Origin of the sequence: Bradyrhizobium barranii subsp. barranii (assembly GCF_017565645.3) — a bacterium.
In the GTDB taxonomy this organism is placed as follows: domain Bacteria; phylum Pseudomonadota; class Alphaproteobacteria; order Rhizobiales; family Xanthobacteraceae; genus Bradyrhizobium; species Bradyrhizobium barranii.
This window is the reverse complement of record NZ_CP086136.1, coordinates 240,725-258,224: the sequence shown is the minus strand read 5'-3', so window position 1 is coordinate 258,224 and position 17,500 is coordinate 240,725. Positions and strand designations below refer to the sequence as shown.

Below are 17,500 nucleotides of genomic sequence, written 5' to 3'. Positions count from 1 at the left end.
CAGAAACGGCTGCCTGCTGATGCGGATCCTTGGACTGACCGGCTCGATCGGGATGGGAAAATCCACCACCGCGAAATTGTTCGCGGAGGCCGGCGTTCCCGTCTACGACGCCGATGCCGCCGTCCATCAGCTCTATGAGGGCGAGGCTGCGCCCGCGATCGAGGCCGCCTTTCCCGGCACCACCGCGAACGGCAAGGTGGATCGCCCAAAACTGTCCGCGCGCGTCGTGCATGATCCGGCCGCGATCAAGCAGCTCGAGCAGATCGTCCATCCGATGCTCGGCGCCTCCCGGCAAAAATTCTTCGCCGATGCGGAAGCAGCCAAGGCGCCCGTCGTGGTCCTGGATATCCCGCTGCTGTTCGAAACCGGCGGCGAGAAGCGGGTCGACGCCGTCGTCGTGGTGTCGACCTCGCCGGAACTCCAGCGCAAGCGTGTGCTGGAGCGCGGCACGATGGACGAGGCCAAGCTCGACGCGATCATCGCCAAGCAGACGCCGGATGCCGAGAAGCGCAAGCGGGCCGATTTCGTAGTGGATACGTCACACGGACTTGAACCCGTGCGCGCCCAAATCACGCACATTCTGGCCGAGGTCGTTAAGATGCCGCAGCGGCGAGCCTGATTCGCTGCCTCACACGGCCTCTTGATCATGCGTGAAATCGTTCTCGACACCGAAACCACTGGCCTCGATCCGCTCCGCGGCGATCGCCTGGTCGAAATCGGCTGCGTCGAGATTTTCAACCGCATGCCGACGGGCCAGACGTATCACGTCTACATCAATCCCGAACGGGACATGCCGGCGGAAGCCTTTGCGGTGCACGGACTGTCGGCCGAGTTCCTGTCGACCAAGCCGCTGTTCCACGAGGTCGTCGATGCGTTTCTGGAGTTCATCGGCGATGCGCCGCTGGTGATCCACAACGCTTCGTTCGACATCGGCTTCATCAACGCCGAGCTCGACAAGATCAAACGCGTCGTGATCCCGCGCGAGCGGCTGGTCGATACGCTGCTCTTGGCGCGGCGCAAGCATCCGGGCGTGTCGAACCGGCTCGACGATCTCTGCTCGCGTTATTCGATCGACAATTCACACCGCACCAAGCACGGCGCGCTGCTCGACGCCGAACTCTTGGCCGAAGTTTATGTCGATCTGGTCGGGGCGCGGCAATCGCAGTTGCTCCTCGCTTCGGAAGGCGAGGACATTCGAATCAATGCGGCTGGCGATGCGCCGCGGCGGCAGCGGACCGTGCCGCTCGCGCCGCGGATTTCCGATGCCGAGCGCGAGGCCCATCGGGCCTTCATCGCAACGCTCGGCGACAAGGCGATCTGGAACGAGTTCCTGCCCGTTCCAGCCGCCTCTCCGGCTGGTCAGGCCTGACCGCTCGTCTGCTGAGCGGCCATTTGCCGCTCCATATTCTGACGATAGAGACCGACGAAATCGACCGGATCGAGCATCAGGGGCGGGAACCCGCCGTCGCGCACGGCGGTCGCGATGATCTCGCGGGCGAATGGGAACAGCAGGCGCGGGCATTCGATCATGACCAGCGGATGCAAATTCTCCTTCGGCACGTTGGTGATGCGGAACACGCCGGCATAGGCGAGCTCGAACGAGAACATGATCTTACCGGCGGTCTCGGCCTTGCCCTCGACCGACAGCGTCACCTCGAACTCGGTTTCGCTGAGATTGATGGCGCTGACATTGATCTGGATGTTGATCTGGGGCGGCTGGCCCTGCTGCTGGAGCGAGGTCGGTGCGTTCGGATTCTCGAACGAAAGGTCCTTGATATACTGCGCCAGAACGTTGAGCTGGGCAGCCTGGGCCGCCTCGGGAGGGGTGCCGTTGCCGTTGGTCATGAGAGTCTCTCCTTACCCGATTTGGGCTGAATTTCGCGGCGGTTGGCTAACATAGGGCCGCCTCACTCCACAAGGACGAACGGCCCCGGATCGGGTATCCGCGCCGCCCCCGCAATTGTGACGTTCACCCGGCGCTCCTGACGAAATCGCGCGTTAAACGATTGAAGATGCGCGATTTCCGGGCAGGATCGGGTTTCCCCTTAAGCATAAAACGCGCTACACTCGGCGCTGTGCCAAAAGGCGCCATTGGCCGGGCAAGATTTCGTGCCTACATCCCGAGGACCAGACGCGCGGACCTAAAATGGTGATGTAGACTTGCCGTTCCCGTATGGAACGGTCTACTGGCCGGATTGATTTTCCCGGCGACGACCCGAGACGGCCCCTTTCAGCGAAGACCAGAAAGCGAATACGACGTGGACATCTACACCATCATCTTCCTGGCGCTGGCGGTCTTCATCTTTCTGAGGCTGCGCAGCGTGCTGGGACAGCGGACGGGTAACGAGCGGCCGCCGTTCGACCGCACCGCCGCCCGCAATGCGCTGGGGGGTGCCCAGGACAAGAACGTCGTGACCATGCCGGGCAAGGTGATCGACCAGGCCCCGCTGGCGCCGACCGCCGAGCCGGCCCCGCCCTCCGATCGCTGGAAGGGCCTGACCGAGCCGGGCACCGCGCTCGCCCAGGGTCTCGACGCCATCGTCGACAAGGATTCCACCTTCGATCCGCGCCATTTCATCTCGGGCGCCCGCGGCGCTTATGAGATGATCGTGCTGGCCTTTGCCAATGGCGACCGCCGCGCGTTGCGCGACCTGCTGTCGTCGGAGGTCTATGACAGCTTCGACGCCGCCATCAAGGAACGCGAGAAGTATGAGCAGAAGACCGAGACGCGTTTCGTCTCGATCGACAAGGCCGAGCTCGTCGGCGCCGAGCTGCGCGACCGCACGGCTCAGCTCACCATACGATTCGTCTCGCAGATGATCTCGGCCACCCGCGACAAGAGTGGCAATATCGTCGACGGTAGTGCGGACACGGTCGCCGACATCACCGACATCTGGACCTTCGCCCGCGATATCACCTCTCGCGATCCAAACTGGAAGCTGGTTGGCACCGGAAGCGCGAATTAAGAATTTCCTGAAGAACAGCGCGACGGCGCTTTGCGCAGGTGCCGTCGTGCTGTCGTCGTTTTCGCTCGGCGCCGAGGCGGCGCGGCGTCACTATCGCAGCCATCACCATCATCTCCCGGCACTGCCCGCCGCCCCACCGCGCGCGTTGCCCTATCCGCAGCTCCCTTTGCCGTTCGAAATCCCCGGTGCGCAATATCTGCCGCTGACCTGGGCGGACGTGAAAGGCTGGAGCGACGACGACCATCTGGCCGCCTACAAGACGTTCCGCGCGAGCTGCCGGACGATCAACGCGCAGACCGGTGCGGCTGAACCGAAGGCGCTTGGCGGCTCGCTGAGCGAGCCCTGCCGGGCCGTCAAGTCGCTCGAGCTTACCGACGACGCCAAAGCCAGGACGTTCTTTGAGGAGAATTTTGCGCCGCTCCGGATCTCGCGCCTCGGCGAGCCCGACGGCTTCGTCACCGGCTATTACGAACCGGTGTTGGAGGGATCGCGGACGCAGACCGAAATCTTCAACGTGCCGGTCTATCGTCGCCCGTCGAACCTGTTCGTGCGCGGCTACAAGCAGGACTCGGTCAGCCTGCCCAACAAGGGCCCGGTCTATCGCAAGATCGGCCGCCGCAAGCTGGTGCCCTATTACGATCGCGGCGAGATCGAGGACGGCAAGATCGCCGGCCGCGGGTTGGAGATCGCCTGGCTGAAGGACCCGACCGATCTGCTGTTCACCCAGATCCAGGGCTCGGCGCGGATCAAGTTCGACGACGGCGGCACGGTCCGGCTGAATTACGACGCCTATAACGGCTATCCCTACACGGCCGTCGGCCGTGTCCTGATCGAGCGCGGCATCATTCCGAAGGAGGAGATGTCGATGCAGAAGATCAGGGAGTGGATGGCGCAGAACCCCGATGGCGCCAAGGATCTACGCCGCCAGAACCGCTCCTACATCTTCTTCCGGGAGGTCAATCTGTCCGACAAGGAAGAAGCGGTGGGTGCGCAGGGCATTCCGCTGACCGCCGGCCGCTCGATCGCGGTCGACAAGGCGCTGCACGTCTACGGCACGCCGTTCTTCATCGAGGGCGAGCTGCCGATCGATTCCGAACGCTCCAAGACGCCGTTCCACCGGCTTATGATCGCGCAGGACACCGGCTCGGCCATCATCGGCCCCGCGCGCGCCGATCTCTATTTCGGCGCCGGCGCGGACGCCGGCCGTGTCTCGGGACGGCTGCGCCATCCCATGCACTTCGTCATGTTGGTACCGAAGGGCCTCGATCCCACGGTGCGCGCCGCGAAATTGCCGGTGCCGGACCCGCGTCCCTCGGAGAAGATCGCAAAGCTGTTTCCGCAGACCGATCCTGCCAAGGATTCGCCCAAGGATCAGACCAAGCCGGCGGCTCCGGCCGCAGCCGTGGCACAAGGTAAGGGTGAGACAGTCGCCGTTGCCAATCCGGTCCCGTTGCCGGTGCCGCGTCCCGTGATAGAGCCCGTTCAGGAGCCGCGGCGGCCGGTCAAGAATCGTCCCCATCGACAGCAATGAAGCGATCGTCCCGTCCGCCCGTGCTGGAGCCTCGTCCCTCGCCGCGCCGCCGTGCGCTGAGCGAGGAGGAGCGCGCGCTGTGGGATGCGGTCGCAAAACAGGTCAAGCCGCTGCGGAAGCATCGCGTGGCAAAGGCGCATGCCCCGCCGCGCACCGAGCCTTCACCGGCAGCGCCGGCCACGCGATCTGCGCCGTCGCCACGGCCGATCGCTGCCGCGCCGGCTGTGCGCGTGGCAAAGCCGGCCATGCCGCCGCTGGCACCGCTGGGCAAGCGCGAGCGCACAAAATTGTCGCGCGGCCGCAGCGAGATCGAGGCGCGGCTCGATCTGCACGGCATGACCCAGATACGCGCCCACCGGGCCCTGACCGGCTTCCTGCACCGCGCCCATCACGACGGCCTGACCTTCGTGCTCGTCATCACCGGCAAGGGACGGAGCGGCGGCGAAAGCGGCGTGCTCCGCCGCCAGGTGCCGGAATGGCTGAGCCTTCCGGAATTCCGCGCCCTCGTCGTCGGCTTCGAGGAGGCGCATATCGGCCACGGCGGCGAGGGCGCGCTCTATGTACGGATACGCCGGGCGAGGTATTAGAACGGCCGGACGATTCCGACGCGCGGGATCAGTGTGAGGATCAGGCCGAAGATGTTTGTCTTCCGATCCTCCGACGCGATCAGCGGTGCATTGTATTTGGCCGGCAGCATCTTCACCGCATGCAGGATCAGGAACAGGCAGACCGCCCAGTTCGAGATCCAGCGCGAATAGTCGAACACCATCGCGAACATCACGAGATAGGCGAGGCTGATGCCGATCAGCGCCGCGATGACGAGGCGCCGGTGCAGGTCGTTCGCGAGCGCGCCGATCACGCCGGCAAAATAGCGCCAGAGTGGCGTGTGCAGCCAGATCAGCAGGGCAAACACCGGCACGCCGAGGATGTTGTGCGGCAGGCGGCCCCAGGTATCCGAAACCTCCTTCGCCAGCGGCTGATACCAGATGTAGGCGAATTGCAGCAGGTCGGTCCGCGCCGGATCGGCCATCCGGGTCTTCAGATACGCGACGAAATCCGCTTCCGGGATCGGCATCGTTCCCAGGAATTGCGCCGCGAAGAACAGCGCGCTCACGCAAAGCAGCGCGACCAAACCGAACACGACATTCGCTCTGGTGACGCCATGCATGAGGTAGTGCCTGATCACGACGATGGCGATGATCGTCGGCACATACATCAGCAGATGAATGTGGTGGATCAGCACGAGGATGATCGAGAACAGCGCGGCCGTTGCGACGAACAGCAAGGAGCCAGCTGGCATCAGCAGCAGGATGATCGCCAGTGCGCAGCCATAGATGTCGAAATGGCCGAGCGTGTGCATGAAGTTCTTCAGAAAGAACGGCGAGCCCGCGATGAAGACGAACAGCGGCAGCGTCTTCGCGGTGAAGCCGAACGTTTTCTGAAATAATCTGGCGTACAGTCCCAGCGTCACCAGCCACGTCGCGCCGCCGAGCGCAAACACCAGCCACACCGGCACCTTGTCCGTGAACAGCGCGACGATGGCGCCGATCAGCGCTCGCTTGATGAAGCCGAAATGATAGTCGACGAGGAGGTGGATGTAGGGGACGTAAGGCGGCAGCTGGATCTTGTGGACGAACACGCCGACGATGACCGCCGCGTTGATCGCGAGCAGGAGACGCCAGGGATTTTGCCAAAGACTAGCGGGCACGTGGCACCCGCGGCACGTCAAACTCCGCTGTCGTCCCGGGCAAGCGAAGCGCGACCCGGGACCCATAACCACAGGATGTCGTTTGAACCAAGGCTGGAGCCGCTATCTTTTCCAACAAGAACCGCCGGGGAGTATGGGTCCCCGCTTTCGCGGGGACGACGGCAGGATAGATAGCTGACCGCAGCCGAATTACAAAATGAACCGGCTCAGATCCGCGTTCTTGGCGAGGTCGCCGACGTGCTTCTGGACGAAATCCGCATCGACCTTGACGGTCTCGCCGCTGCGGTCGGGGGCGGTGAAGGAGATTTCGTCCAGCACCCGTTCCATCACCGTCTGGAGCCGCCGCGCGCCGATGTTCTCGACTGTGGAATTGACGGCGACCGCGACGTCGGCGAGCGCGTCGATGGCGTCGGCGGTGATGTCGAGCGTCACGCCCTCGGTCTGCAGCAGCGCGACATATTGCTTGATCAGCGACGCCTCGGGCTCGGTCAGGATGCGGCGCATGTCGTCGCGGGTCAGCGCCTGCAGTTCGACGCGGATCGGCAGGCGGCCCTGCAATTCCGGCAACAGGTCGGACGGCTTCGCGACGTGGAAGGCGCCGGACGCAATGAACAGGATGTGATCGGTCTTCACCGCGCCGTGCTTGGTCGAGACCGTGGTGCCCTCGATCAACGGCAGCAGGTCACGCTGCACGCCCTCGCGCGAGACGTCGCCGCCGACCCGGCCGTCGCGTGCGCAGATCTTGTCGATCTCGTCCAGGAACACGATGCCGTTATTCTCGACCGCGCTGATCGCTTCCTGCGTCAATTGGTCGGTGTCCAGCAGCTTGTCGGACTCTTCGTTGACGAGGATCTCGTGCGAGTTCTCCACCGTCAGGCGCCGCGTCTTGCTGCGGCCACCCAGCTTGCCGAAGATGTCGCCGAGCGACACCGCGCCCATCTGCGCGCCGGGCATGCCCGGGATCTCGAACATCGGCATGCCGCCGCCCGAGGACTGCGTCTCGATCTCGATTTCCTTGTCGTTGAGCTCGCCGGCGCGCAGCTTCTTGCGGAACGATTCGCGCGTTGCCTGGCTGGAATTGGCGCCGACCAGCGCGTCGAGCACGCGCTCCTCGGCGGCGAGTTGCGCGCGTGCCTGCACGTCCTTGCGCTTGCGCTCACGCACCTGGGCGATCGCGACCTCGACGAGATCGCGCACGATCTGCTCGACGTCGCGGCCGACATAGCCGACCTCGGTGAATTTCGTCGCTTCCACCTTCAGGAACGGCGCGTTCGCGAGCTTGGCGAGCCGTCGCGCGATCTCCGTCTTGCCGACGCCGGTGGGGCCGATCATCAAGATGTTCTTCGGGAGTACCTCTTCGCGCAATGAGCCGGAGAGCTGCTGCCGCCGCCAGCGGTTGCGCAGCGCGATCGAGACCGCGCGCTTGGCATCGGCCTGGCCGACGATGAAACGGTCGAGTTCGGAGACGATTTCGCGGGGAGAGAAGTCTGTCATGGGACCTTAGCTAGGATCAGATGCGGGTCGGGACAAGCCGCATTTTACGTCAGATGATGGGCGGGCCCGATTGCCACTGTTTCACGGCGTCGATCGGATGGATCAGCATCAGGATATTGAGCGTCAGATTGTCGCGAATGTGAAGCGCCAGCATGATCTCGAAGGCGAGCCCGAGCAGGACGGTCACCGAGACTGGCAGCACGCGCGCGGCGAGGAACCCCAGCATCATGGCCAGATTGTCAGAAATCGAATTGACGATGCTGTCGCCGAAATAATCCAGCGAGATCGTGCCGGCACGGTAGCGCTCGATGATGAAGGGCGAGTTCTCGACGATCTCCCAGGTGCCTTCGATCAGCATGGCGACGATCAGCCGTGCCGGCCAGGACAGTTGCAGGAAGGGCAGGCGCGCGAACAGCAGCCAGGTCAAGCCGTAGAACAGGAAGCCATGCAGGATGTGAGAGAAGGTGTACCAGTCCGTGATGTGCTGCGAATTTTCGGAGCTGTTCACCACGCCATGCCAGAGCTTTACATAGCCGCAGGTGCAGATCGGCACCCGCCCCATCGCGAACAGGATCGAGGCCTGCAGCGCCAGCAGCAGCATTGCGATGCCGACCCAGGCCAATGGCGGTACGGCGACCTTGCTCACGTGCGTGCTGGTCAGCGTCACGGCTCGCGCACCATCAGCAGCGCCGTCCCGTCCGGCGTCTCGACCATGCGGTCGCGGACGAAGCCGGCCTTCTCATAGGCGCGCACGGCACGTGCGTTGAGCGGATCGGGATCGGTGACGATGCGTGACAGGCCCTGCCGCAACTGGCCGTCGACGAACTGGCGGATGAACGCGGAGCCGTGGCCGCGCGCGATCATGTCGCTTTCGCCGATGAACTGGTCGATCCCACGGGTGCCCTCCGGTTGCGGCCCGAAGCCGGTATTCCAGGCTGTCAGGCGATAGCATTGAAGATAGCCGAACGGGTGGGTGCCAGCCAACACGATGAACTGGTCCATCGCCGGCTCATCGAGATCGCCGCCCACGAGCGCAAACTGCTCGTCCGGATCGCCCCACCATTCCCGCACATGCGCCTCGCCCAGCCACCGCCGGATCAGCGGCAAATCGGCCGTGCTCATCGGGCGGAAGGTGTAGGCGGGCGCCATGTCCTGTTCGGTCTGGCCTAGCCGGTCGCCAGGCTTTCGATGGTCAGATTGCGGTTGGTGTAGACGCAGATGTCGGCGGCGATATCGAGGGAGCGGCGGACGATGGTCTCGGCATCCTTGTCGGTGTCGATCAAGGCCCGCGCGGCGGCCAGGGCGTAATTGCCGCCGGAGCCGATCGCCATGACCCCGGCCTCGGGCTCCAGCACGTCGCCGGTGCCTGTTAGCACCAGGGAGACGTCCTTGTCGGCCACGATCATCATGGCCTCCAGGCGGCGCAGATAGCGGTCGGTCCGCCAGTCCTTGGCGAGCTCCACCGCGGCCCGGGTCAGCTGCCCCGGATACTGCTCGAGCTTGGATTCCAGCCGCTCAAACAGCGTGAAGGCGTCAGCCGTGGCGCCGGCAAAGCCGCCGATGACGTCGCCCTTGCCGAGTTTTCGCACCTTTTTGGCGTTGGACTTGATCACGGTCTGGCCGATCGAGACCTGGCCGTCGCCGCCGATCACCACCTTGCCGCCCTTGCGGACCGTCAAAATCGTGGTGCCGTGCCAGCCCGGTGCGCTGTTCTGGGAGTCCTGCATCAAATACCTCGTTGTCGGACCTGATTTAGGCGGTCGGGACCGACCATACAACGGGCCGCTCCGGGCCCATTTCGCTCACCATAGGCAGAAGTAGAGGCCCGGCCAGCCGTTCCCGCAGTAGCGAAGGCGTCATTTGACTGTTAAAAGACCGCCGTTTTCGGTCCAAAACCAGAATGGAAACCGCTTTTCAATGCGCACCGCGACGATCAAGCGCAAGACCAAGGAAACCGACATCGAGGTCACCGTGAACCTCGATGGCACCGGCGTGTCCAATATCGCGACCGGCATCGGCTTTTTCGACCATATGCTCGATCTCCTCGCCCGCCATTCCCGCATCGACCTCACGGTCAAGGCGGTCGGCGATTTGCACATTGATCATCACCATACCACCGAAGACACCGGCATCGCGCTCGGCCAGGCGGTCAAGCAGGCGCTCGGCAACATGGCGGGCATCACCCGCTATGCCGGCGTGCACATGCCCATGGACGAGACGCTGTCGCGCGTGGTCATCGACATCTCGGGCCGTCCGTTCCTGGTGTTCAAGGCCGACTTCTCCCGCGACAAGATCGGCGAGTTCGATACCGAGCTGGTGCGCGAGTGGTTCCAGGCCTTCGCCATGAACGCCGGCGTGACTCTCCACGTCGAGACCCTATATGGCGATAACAGCCACCATATCGCCGAGTCCTGCTTCAAGGGCCTGGCGCGGGCGCTGCGCACTGCCGTCGCGATCGATCCGAAGGCCGTGGGCGAAATCCCGTCCACCAAGGGTTCGCTCGGCGGCTGACGTCTTTCGGCCCGCGGCACGCGCCGCTTGCGGTATCACTGAATTCCTAGGAACGGGGCATCACCATGCCTGTCTACACAGTTCATGCTCCCTCCCCTGCCGGAGCCGATCTGCGCGCGACCGACAAGTTCGTGTTCGTGCGCGACGGTTTTCATTTCTGGGCGATGGTTTTGGGTCCGTTCTGGCTGCTCTGGAACAGGCTCTGGCTGGCGCTGATCGGCTGGGTGATTTTCCTGGCTGCATTCGATGCAGGGCTGCATAGCCTCGGCGTTGGCCGCAGCTCGATCTTCTTGGCCAATATGATCATCGCGGTGCTGATGGGTTTCGAGGCCTCGAGCCTGCGCCGCTGGACGCTGTCGCGCGGCAAGTGGCGCCAGCTCGACGTCGTCATCTCCGACGACGAGGACACCGCCGAGCGGCGGTTCTTCGAGCGCTGGAGCCAGAAGCAGCGCGGCATCGTCAACGATCAATGGGCCGTCGATCGCGGCGGCCCGCCGCCAACCCGCAACGTGCCGGGTCAGCAATTCTCGAATCCGCCACCGCTGCCGTCGGGCGGCATCATTGGATTGTTTCCAGAACCGGGAGGGTCAAGATGAGCGTCGCGATCATCGATTACGGTTCAGGCAATCTGCATTCCGCCGCCAAGGCGTTCGAGCGCGCCGCGCGCAGCCTGGAGATTCCGCAAAAGGTCTTCGTCACCAGCGATCCGGATCAGGCCTACGGCGCCGACCGTCTGGTGCTGCCGGGTGTCGGCGCCTTCGCCGATTGCCGGCGCGGGCTCGATGCCGTCAACGGCATGGTCGAGGCGATCACCGAAGCGGTCCGCGTCAAGGCGCGGCCCTTCTTTGGTATTTGCGTCGGCATGCAGCTGATGGCGAGCCGCGGCAAGGAACACGTCATCACCGACGGCCTGAACTGGGTCGGCGGCGACGTCGAGAAGATCATGCCGCGCGACGAGAGCCTGAAGATCCCGCACATGGGCTGGAACACGCTCGACCTGCTGCAGGAGCATCCGGTGCTGGACAGGCTGCCGCTCGGCCCCAAGGGCCAGCACGCCTATTTCGTGCACTCCTACCACCTCAACGCCGCCAACGAGGCGGACGTGCTCGCGCGCGCCGATTACGGTGGACCCGTCACCGCGATCGTCGCGAAGGACACCGCCATCGGCACCCAATTCCACCCCGAGAAGAGCCAGCGTTTCGGCTTGGCCCTGATCTCGAACTTTTTGCGATGGAAACCGTGATTCTCTTTCCCGCTGTTGACCTCAAGAACGGCCAGTGCGTGCGCCTCGAGCAAGGCGACATGGCGCGCGCGACCGTGTTCAACCTCAATCCCGCGGCGCAGGCGCAGAGCTTTGTCGAACAGGGCTTCGAGTATCTCCACGTCGTCGATCTCGACGGCGCCTTTGCCGGCAAGCCGGTGAATGCGCAGGCGGTCGAGGCGATGCTCAAGACGATCAAGATCCCGGTGCAGCTCGGCGGCGGCATTCGCGATCTCGCGACCGTCGAAGCCTGGCTCGACAAGGGCATCACCCGCGTCATCATCGGCACCGCCGCGGTGCGCGACCCTGAACTGGTGAAGGCGGCTGCAAGGAAATTCCCCGGCCGCGTTGCGGTCGGGCTCGATGCCCGTGACGGCAAGGTCGCCGTCGAAGGCTGGGCCGAGACCTCGCAGGTGACGGTGCTGGAAATCGCGCAGCGTTTCGAGGATGCCGGCGTCGCCGCCATCATCTTCACCGACATCGCGCGCGATGGCCTGCTCAAGGGCCTCAACCACGATGCGACCATTGCGCTGGCAGATGCGATCTCGATTCCCGTGATCGCCTCCGGCGGCCTCGCCTCGATCGAGGACGTCAAGGCGATGCTGACGCCGCGCGCCAGGAAGCTCGCCGGCGCGATCGCCGGCCGCGCGCTTTACGACGGCCGGCTCGATCCCGCCGCCGCCCTCACCTTGATCCGCAATGCGCGCACCGCCTAGGAGCTGACACATGTTCAAGGTGCGCGTGATCCCCTGCCTCGACGTCAAGGACGGCCGGGTCGTCAAGGGCGTCAACTTCGTCGACCTGCGCGATGCCGGCGATCCTGTCGAAGCCGCGATCGCCTATGACGCCGCCGGTGCCGACGAGCTCACCTTCCTCGACATCACCGCGACCCACGAGAACCGCGGCATCATGCTGGACGTGGTCCGGCGTACGGCGGAGGCCTGCTTCATGCCCGTGACTGTCGGTGGCGGCGTGCGCAAGGTTGACGACATCAAGACGCTCCTGCGCGCCGGCGCCGACAAGGTCTCGATCAACAGCGCCGCGGTGTCGCGGCGCGAGTTCGTCAAGGAAGCTGCCGAGAAATTCGGCGAACAATGCGTGGTGGTCGCGATCGACGCCAAGCGGGTCAAGCGTCCGGGCGGCGACCGCTGGGAGATCTTCACCCATGGTGGCCGCAACTCGACCGGCATCGATGCCATCGAATATGCCCAGGAAGTGGTCTCGCTCGGTGCTGGTGAAATCCTGCTCACCTCCATGGACCGCGACGGCACCCGGCAGGGCTTCGACATCCCGCTGACCCGGGCGATCGCCGACAGCGTTCCCGTTCCCGTGATCGCCTCGGGCGGTGTCGGCAATCTCGATCATCTCGTCGACGGGATCCGCGACGGCCACGCCACGGCCGTGCTGGCCGCCTCGATCTTCCATTTCGGGGAATTCACCATTCGCGAAGCCAAGGAGCACATGGCCCGGCGCGGGCTGGCCATGCGCCTCGATGCCTGACGACTCCCGATCATAAAAATGCTACATAGGCCTGCGGGGAATGGCCTCCGTAGCCTTGTGTGTTTCTGAGTAATTCCGATGTCGCGTTTCACGATCCACGATCTGGCCGACACCATCGACGCCCGCGCGGCGGCCGGCGGCGAGGCGTCCTATACCCGCAAGCTCCTGGACAAGGGCGCCGAGCATTGCGCCAAGAAGTTCGGCGAGGAGGCAGTCGAAACCGTAATCGCAGCAGTCGAAAACGATCGCGCGCATCTGATCGCTGAAAGTGCCGACCTGCTCTATCACTTCCTTGTGCTGCTCAAGGCCCGCGGCGTAAAGCTGGAGGAGGTCGAGGCCGCGCTGGACAAGCGGACGAATATGTCCGGATTGGAAGAAAAGGCGTCCCGCAAGGGTTAGTAGATCCAACGGAAAGGTCGCGTCATGGATATCCGCGCACCCGAGCAGCAGTATAATCCGTACCGCGTCTATACGCGCGAGCAGTGGTCGCGACTGCGCGACGACACGCCGATGACGCTGGAGCCCGGCGAGTTCGACCGGCTGCGCTCGCTGCACGATCGCCTGGACTTGCAGGAGGTCGAGGACATCTACCTGCCGCTGTCGCGCCTCCTGTCGATCTATGTCGATGCGATGCAGCGCCTGTATTACGCGGAGCGCCAGTTCCTCAACATCCGCGACCGCAAGATGCCCTACATCATCGGCGTCGCCGGTTCGGTCGCGGTCGGAAAATCCACCACGGCCCGCGTGCTTCAGGCACTGCTGGCGCGCTGGTCGCCGCGTCCAAAGGTCGAACTGATCACCACCGACGGATTTCTGTATCCCAACGCCGTGCTGGAGCGGCAGGGCATCATGCAGAAGAAGGGTTTTCCGGAGAGCTACGACCTGCCGCTGCTGCTCAGCTTCCTCTCCGACATCAAGGCCGGCCGCCGCCACGTGCGCGCGCCGGTCTATTCGCATCTGACCTACGACATCGTGCCGAACCAGTGGGCCGAGATCGACCAGCCCGACATCCTGATCGTCGAGGGCGTCAACGTGCTGCAGACCGGCAAGCTGCCACGCGACGGCAAGGCGGTGCCCGTGGTCTCCGACTTCTTCGATTTCTCGGTCTATATCGACGCCGACGAGGCGGCGCTGCGGCAATGGTACATCAAGCGCTTCCTGGCGCTGCGTGACACCGCGTTCACCAATCCAAAATCCTACTTCAACCGCTACGCGCTGTTGTCGGACGAGGAAGCCACCGCCACCGCGATCGCGATCTGGGAACGCACCAACCTCGCCAATCTCGAGGACAATATCCTGCCGACCCGCCCCCGCGCGACGCTGATCCTGAAGAAGGGCGCCGACCACACGGTTGCGAGTGTGGCGCTGCGACGGCTATAGGCCGCGGTGCCGTAGGGTGGGCAAAGGCGCGAAGCGCCGTGCCCACCGTCTATCTCCATTTTGAACGTGAATGGTGGGCACGCGGAGCCTGTCATCGGGCGCGCATTCGCGCGACCCGTTGGCTTTGCCCACCCTACGGCATCGGTGTTTGGCGCACGCCTGCAGCCACAGCGTCATTGCGAGCGCAGCGAAGCAATCCAGAATCTTTCCGCGGAGGGATTCTGGATTGCTTCGTCGCAAGGGCTCCTCGCAATGACGGAGGAGAGACCTTCCTACACCATCAGATGCCGCGCCGCCGCCAGCCCGGCCAGCGCCTCGTCCAGCTTGTCGCGGTCGAGCGGCTTGATCAGAAATCCGTTCATGCCCGCCTCGAAACAGGCATAGCGATCCTCCACCAGCGTATTGGCGGTGAGCGCGAGGATCGGCGTGTGGTGGCCGCCCTTGGCGGCCTCATGCGTGCGGATGCGTTTCGTCGCCTCGATGCCGTCGAGCTGCGGCATCTGGATGTCCATCAGCACGAGATCGTAGGGCGTGCCGGCCGATGACGCCGCGAGCCAGGATTCCAGCGCCGCCTCGCCATGCACGGCGATGACGACGCGGTGGCCGAGCTTGGTCAGTAGCGAGCGCATCAGCAGCGCGTTGATCTCGTTGTCCTCGGCGACGAGGATCGACAGGCCCTTTGCCGTTACGACGCCGGCGGGGGAGGCGGCCGGCGGCTCCGGCGCCAGTTCGGGCGAGGCGACCTCCGGCGTCAGCGCGAGACGTGCCGCGAGCGAAGCGGCGCGCAACGGCTTGATCAGGAAGCCGGTGAAAGAAGCTGAAAATTTCTCGTGACGCGAGCTCGACGTCAGCAGCACCAGCCGCTGCGTCGCATGCTTGCGCGCGACCTCGCCGAGATGGTCGGCGATGGCGGCGCCGATCGCACGATCGACCAGCACCGCATGCCATGAGCGCTCCGGCAGCAGCGCCTCTGCGACGGCGCCATCCGAGACGAGGCAGATCTGTCCGCCCCAGCGCTCCAGCCGCCGCGCGATCAGCGAGGCCTCGATGCCGTCGGCGATCAGGAGGATCGACTTGCCGGTGAGATCAGGGCTCGGGAACGCCGTCTGTCCCGCGCCGGATTGCGATGGCGGAAGCGGGATCGCGACCTCGAAGGTCGAGCCCTTGCCCGGCTCGCTCTCCAGGGTGATGCGGCCGCCCATGCGCTTGACGATGCGTTCGCTGATGGCAAGGCCGAGCCCGGTGCCGCCATAGGTGCGGGCGACGCGCTCGTCGGCCTGCTCGAACTCGCGGAAGATGCGCGTTCGCGCCTCGGGTGCGATGCCGATGCCGGTGTCGCGCACCAGAAAGCTGATCTCGTTCGGCCAGATGCCGGGTTCGACGATCAGCGCGACGCCGCCGGTCGCGGTGAACTTGATGGCGTTGCCGGCGAGGTTGAGCAGCACCTGGCGCAACCGCGCGGCATCGCCGACGACCTCGAGCGGCAGGCGCTCGTCGACATAGGCGGCGATCTCGAGCGTCTTTGCCTGCGCGCGCGGTGCGAGCAGCTCGGTGATCTCCTCGATCATGGTCGAGAGCGCGAACGGGCGCTGGTCGAGATCGAGCTTGCCGGCCTCGATCTTGGAATAGTCGAGCAGTTCCTCGATCAGCGCCATCAAGGCTTCGCCGGAGGTTTTCACCGCCCTGGCATAGGTCGTCTGCTCCGGCGTCAGCGCGGTGTCGAGCAACAGGCCGCCCATGCCGATGATGCCGTTGAGTGGCGTGCGGATCTCATGCGAGGCCATCGCCAGGAAGCGCGACTTGGCGCGGTTGGCGGCATCGGCCTGGTCGCGTGCGTCCGACAGCGCGCGCTCGGTCTCGGTGCGGTCGGTGACGTCGCGTCCGACGCTCTGCAATTCGGCGGGCTGGCCGGCATCGAGACGGACATAGCCCTCGCGCCAGGCGATCCAGCGCGCGCCGTGCGGGGTGGTGATCCTCTGGTCGTGAATGCGCGTGCCGTTGCTTTCGCGGGCGCTGTCGCCCTGCTCGAGGACGTCGAAATCGAAACGCGTGCCGACCAGCACGTTGCGCGCCTGTCCTGCGAGCGCGCAATAGGCGTCGTTGGCGAAGGTGATGCGGCCCTGATGGTCGCGCAGCACGATCAGGTCACCCTGCTGTTCGAACAGGCTGCGCGCGCGCTCTTCCGCTTCCTTCAGTTCCCAATTGCGGTCGATCAGCGTCTCGTTGTGGGCGGCCAGCTTCCGCATCCGCTTGTTGACGAAGCGCAGCCGCATGCTGAGCGTGGCGAGGCCGAGGCAGGCGAGCGCGAACAGGAAGCTTGCTCCGACCGCAAACGTATTGGGATCGTAGCCGGAGTTCTCGGAGCGGCTGCCGGAGACGAAGCCATAGGCGCCGCCGAACGTCGCCGAGAAGATCATGAAGGAGCGGATCGCGAACGCGATGCGAGGATGCTGTCGCCTGAAGCGGCGCATGCGCACCTTGATCCGGAACGTCCGATCCATCGCCATCGACCCCGACTCTTGCTCCGAAACCCCGCGTCGCCAATTGCGACGATGTCTCGCCGACCTTGCGAACAGCTTGAGGCTTTGGTTCGGCCTCCAAACAGGGTTGACGAGGTGTTAACGCTTCAGAGCGAGGCGGCCTGGAGCGGGAGCGGGCGGTGGCCGCCATTGGCACCGACGATCAGCGCCGCGGCCTCGCGCTGCGAAAAGGACTTCGAGCGCACATAGATGCGGTAATCGGCCGGCCCGTCGGTGGACAGGTAAATCACCGGGCCGCCGTCGACCGGCTCCGTGGCAATCGTGACGAGGCGCGTCGCCGGATTGACCTGACAGGAATCCGGTTCGGAGCCGAGACCGTCGTCCACGACCGCGAAGTCCGCCGCGTCCGGATCGTCGGTGATCTGAACCCGCACCGTGGCCCGCGACAGATCGTCGGTGAAGGCGACATGGACGCCGGCCGTCCAGAACAGGGATGTCAGCTCGACTGAAGTCTCGCCAAGCGCGATGCAGGGGTGCGAGACCGATCCGATCTCGCCGCGGGCGAACACCGCGGCCGCCAGCAGGGGAACAACCGAGGCCAGGATCTTGAAACGCAACATGACACGCTACTCGCCCGGGCCCTGTGTGGAACTCATAGGGGAACGCTTG

General features: G+C 64.7%; 20 protein-coding genes. 12 read left to right on the top strand and 8 right to left on the bottom strand.

Translation table 11 applies throughout. The features are described from left to right. Positions 1-19 precede the first annotated feature (19 nt). Together coaE and dnaQ are read left to right on the top strand one after the other, a co-directional pair. A complete protein-coding gene (gene coaE / locus J4G43_RS01170) occupies positions 20-619 on the top strand; it encodes a dephospho-CoA kinase (protein ID WP_028150168.1) in 600 nt (199 codons plus the stop codon). Between the two features lie 27 nt (positions 620-646). Continuing rightward, positions 647-1,369 (top strand): DNA polymerase III subunit epsilon, encoded by a 723-nt coding sequence (gene dnaQ, locus J4G43_RS01165; protein ID WP_208083820.1) that lies wholly within the window; start codon positions 647-649, stop codon positions 1,367-1,369. Here dnaQ and secB read toward each other — a convergent pair. After that, a complete protein-coding gene (secB, locus tag J4G43_RS01160) occupies positions 1,360-1,845 on the bottom strand; it encodes a protein-export chaperone SecB (protein ID WP_028150166.1) in 486 nt (161 codons plus the stop codon). The genes dnaQ and secB overlap by 10 nt on opposite strands. 413 nt (positions 1,846-2,258) lie before the next feature. Here secB and J4G43_RS01155 point away from each other — a divergent pair, with 413 nt between their 5' ends. The 3 genes from J4G43_RS01155 to J4G43_RS01145 are packed head-to-tail and all read left to right on the top strand — an operon-like array spanning position 2,259 to position 5,084. Further along, positions 2,259-2,966, top strand: a complete 708-nt coding sequence (locus tag J4G43_RS01155) for a Tim44/TimA family putative adaptor protein (RefSeq protein ID WP_063980275.1) — start codon at positions 2,259-2,261, stop codon at positions 2,964-2,966. Further along, positions 2,944-4,497 (top strand): murein transglycosylase A, encoded by a 1,554-nt coding sequence (mltA, locus tag J4G43_RS01150; RefSeq protein ID WP_208083819.1) that lies wholly within the window; start codon positions 2,944-2,946, stop codon positions 4,495-4,497. The genes J4G43_RS01155 and mltA overlap by 23 nt, the downstream gene beginning before the upstream one ends. Beyond that, positions 4,494-5,084 (top strand): Smr/MutS family protein, encoded by a 591-nt coding sequence (locus tag J4G43_RS01145; RefSeq protein WP_208083818.1) that lies wholly within the window; start codon positions 4,494-4,496, stop codon positions 5,082-5,084. Before mltA ends, J4G43_RS01145 begins: the two co-directional genes overlap by 4 nt. Here the strand turns inward: J4G43_RS01145 and J4G43_RS01140 are convergent. The 5 genes from J4G43_RS01140 to hslV all read right to left on the bottom strand — a co-directional run bounded on the left by J4G43_RS01140 (position 5,081) and on the right by hslV (position 9,426). Further along, positions 5,081-6,205: a hypothetical protein gene (locus J4G43_RS01140; protein ID WP_208083817.1), complete on the bottom strand. Its 1,125-nt coding sequence runs from the start codon at positions 6,203-6,205 to the stop codon at positions 5,081-5,083. The genes J4G43_RS01145 and J4G43_RS01140 overlap by 4 nt on opposite strands. A gap of 189 nt (positions 6,206-6,394) precedes the next feature. Further along, positions 6,395-7,699: an ATP-dependent protease ATPase subunit HslU gene (gene hslU, locus J4G43_RS01135; RefSeq protein WP_208083816.1), complete on the bottom strand. Its 1,305-nt coding sequence runs from the start codon at positions 7,697-7,699 to the stop codon at positions 6,395-6,397. Positions 7,700-7,748: 49 nt separating this feature from the next. Further along, positions 7,749-8,366, bottom strand: coding sequence for a DUF2585 domain-containing protein (locus tag J4G43_RS01130; protein WP_208083815.1), 618 nt, complete (start codon positions 8,364-8,366; stop codon positions 7,749-7,751). After that, positions 8,363-8,848, bottom strand: a complete 486-nt coding sequence (locus J4G43_RS01125) for a GNAT family N-acetyltransferase (RefSeq protein WP_208083814.1) — start codon at positions 8,846-8,848, stop codon at positions 8,363-8,365. The genes J4G43_RS01130 and J4G43_RS01125 overlap by 4 nt, the downstream gene beginning before the upstream one ends. A gap of 17 nt (positions 8,849-8,865) precedes the next feature. Next, positions 8,866-9,426: an ATP-dependent protease subunit HslV gene (gene hslV / locus J4G43_RS01120; RefSeq protein ID WP_028150159.1), complete on the bottom strand. Its 561-nt coding sequence runs from the start codon at positions 9,424-9,426 to the stop codon at positions 8,866-8,868. A gap of 190 nt (positions 9,427-9,616) precedes the next feature. On the opposite strand from hslV, the gene hisB reads away from it, so the two are divergent. From hisB to coaA, 7 genes are all read left to right on the top strand, one after another. Continuing rightward, the gene (gene hisB / locus J4G43_RS01115; RefSeq protein ID WP_208083813.1) at positions 9,617-10,210 is read left to right on the top strand and encodes an imidazoleglycerol-phosphate dehydratase HisB; all 594 of its coding nucleotides are present in this window, start codon (positions 9,617-9,619) and stop codon (positions 10,208-10,210) included. A 65-nt stretch (positions 10,211-10,275) separates the two neighbouring features. Continuing rightward, positions 10,276-10,806 carry a DUF2628 domain-containing protein gene (locus J4G43_RS01110; protein WP_028150157.1) on the top strand — a complete coding sequence of 177 codons (531 nt, stop codon included), beginning with the start codon at positions 10,276-10,278 and terminating at the stop codon, positions 10,804-10,806. Then, on the top strand, positions 10,803-11,453 hold the full coding sequence (gene hisH / locus J4G43_RS01105; RefSeq protein WP_208083812.1) for an imidazole glycerol phosphate synthase subunit HisH: 651 nt from the start codon (positions 10,803-10,805) through the stop codon (positions 11,451-11,453). The genes J4G43_RS01110 and hisH overlap by 4 nt, the downstream gene beginning before the upstream one ends. After that, entirely contained in the window at positions 11,450-12,187 is a 738-nt protein-coding gene (gene hisA / locus J4G43_RS01100) for a 1-(5-phosphoribosyl)-5-[(5-phosphoribosylamino)methylideneamino]imidazole-4-carboxamide isomerase (RefSeq protein ID WP_208089223.1), read from the top strand. Before hisH ends, hisA begins: the two co-directional genes overlap by 4 nt. Positions 12,188-12,197: 10 nt before the next feature. Continuing rightward, positions 12,198-12,971 (top strand): imidazole glycerol phosphate synthase subunit HisF, encoded by a 774-nt coding sequence (gene hisF / locus J4G43_RS01095; protein WP_028150154.1) that lies wholly within the window; start codon positions 12,198-12,200, stop codon positions 12,969-12,971. A gap of 78 nt (positions 12,972-13,049) precedes the next feature. Further along, a complete protein-coding gene (locus tag J4G43_RS01090) occupies positions 13,050-13,370 on the top strand; it encodes a phosphoribosyl-ATP diphosphatase (protein WP_028150153.1) in 321 nt (106 codons plus the stop codon). Between the two features lie 24 nt (positions 13,371-13,394). Next, entirely contained in the window at positions 13,395-14,351 is a 957-nt protein-coding gene (coaA, locus tag J4G43_RS01085; protein ID WP_028150152.1) for a type I pantothenate kinase, read from the top strand. 272 nt (positions 14,352-14,623) lie between these two features. Here coaA and J4G43_RS01080 read toward each other — a convergent pair whose 3' ends face one another. After that, on the bottom strand, positions 14,624-16,858 hold the full coding sequence (locus J4G43_RS01080) for a PAS domain-containing hybrid sensor histidine kinase/response regulator (protein WP_225004569.1): 2,235 nt from the start codon (positions 16,856-16,858) through the stop codon (positions 14,624-14,626). Positions 16,859-16,977: 119 nt separating this feature from the next. Then, positions 16,978-17,451, bottom strand: a complete 474-nt coding sequence (locus J4G43_RS01075; protein WP_208083811.1) for a hypothetical protein — start codon at positions 17,449-17,451, stop codon at positions 16,978-16,980. Between the last annotated feature and the right edge of the window lie 49 nt (positions 17,452-17,500).

Coding starts and splice junctions, on each gene's coding strand:
- coaE (WP_028150168.1), top strand. CDS start 20: ATGCGGATCCTTGGACTGACCGGCTCGATCGGGATGGGAAAATCCACC.
- dnaQ (WP_208083820.1), top strand. CDS start 647: ATGCGTGAAATCGTTCTCGACACCGAAACCACTGGCCTCGATCCGCTC.
- secB (WP_028150166.1), bottom strand. CDS start 1,845: ATGACCAACGGCAACGGCACCCCTCCCGAGGCGGCCCAGGCTGCCCAG.
- J4G43_RS01145 (WP_208083818.1), top strand. CDS start 4,494: ATGAAGCGATCGTCCCGTCCGCCCGTGCTGGAGCCTCGTCCCTCGCCG.
- hslU (WP_208083816.1), bottom strand. CDS start 7,699: ATGACAGACTTCTCTCCCCGCGAAATCGTCTCCGAACTCGACCGTTTC.
- J4G43_RS01125 (WP_208083814.1), bottom strand. CDS start 8,848: ATGGCGCCCGCCTACACCTTCCGCCCGATGAGCACGGCCGATTTGCCG.
- hslV (WP_028150159.1), bottom strand. CDS start 9,426: ATGCAGGACTCCCAGAACAGCGCACCGGGCTGGCACGGCACCACGATT.
- hisB (WP_208083813.1), top strand. CDS start 9,617: ATGCGCACCGCGACGATCAAGCGCAAGACCAAGGAAACCGACATCGAG.
- J4G43_RS01110 (WP_028150157.1), top strand. CDS start 10,276: ATGCCTGTCTACACAGTTCATGCTCCCTCCCCTGCCGGAGCCGATCTG.
- hisH (WP_208083812.1), top strand. CDS start 10,803: ATGAGCGTCGCGATCATCGATTACGGTTCAGGCAATCTGCATTCCGCC.
- hisF (WP_028150154.1), top strand. CDS start 12,198: ATGTTCAAGGTGCGCGTGATCCCCTGCCTCGACGTCAAGGACGGCCGG.
- J4G43_RS01090 (WP_028150153.1), top strand. CDS start 13,050: ATGTCGCGTTTCACGATCCACGATCTGGCCGACACCATCGACGCCCGC.
- coaA (WP_028150152.1), top strand. CDS start 13,395: ATGGATATCCGCGCACCCGAGCAGCAGTATAATCCGTACCGCGTCTAT.
- J4G43_RS01080 (WP_225004569.1), bottom strand. CDS start 16,858: ATGGCGATGGATCGGACGTTCCGGATCAAGGTGCGCATGCGCCGCTTC.
- J4G43_RS01075 (WP_208083811.1), bottom strand. CDS start 17,451: ATGTTGCGTTTCAAGATCCTGGCCTCGGTTGTTCCCCTGCTGGCGGCC.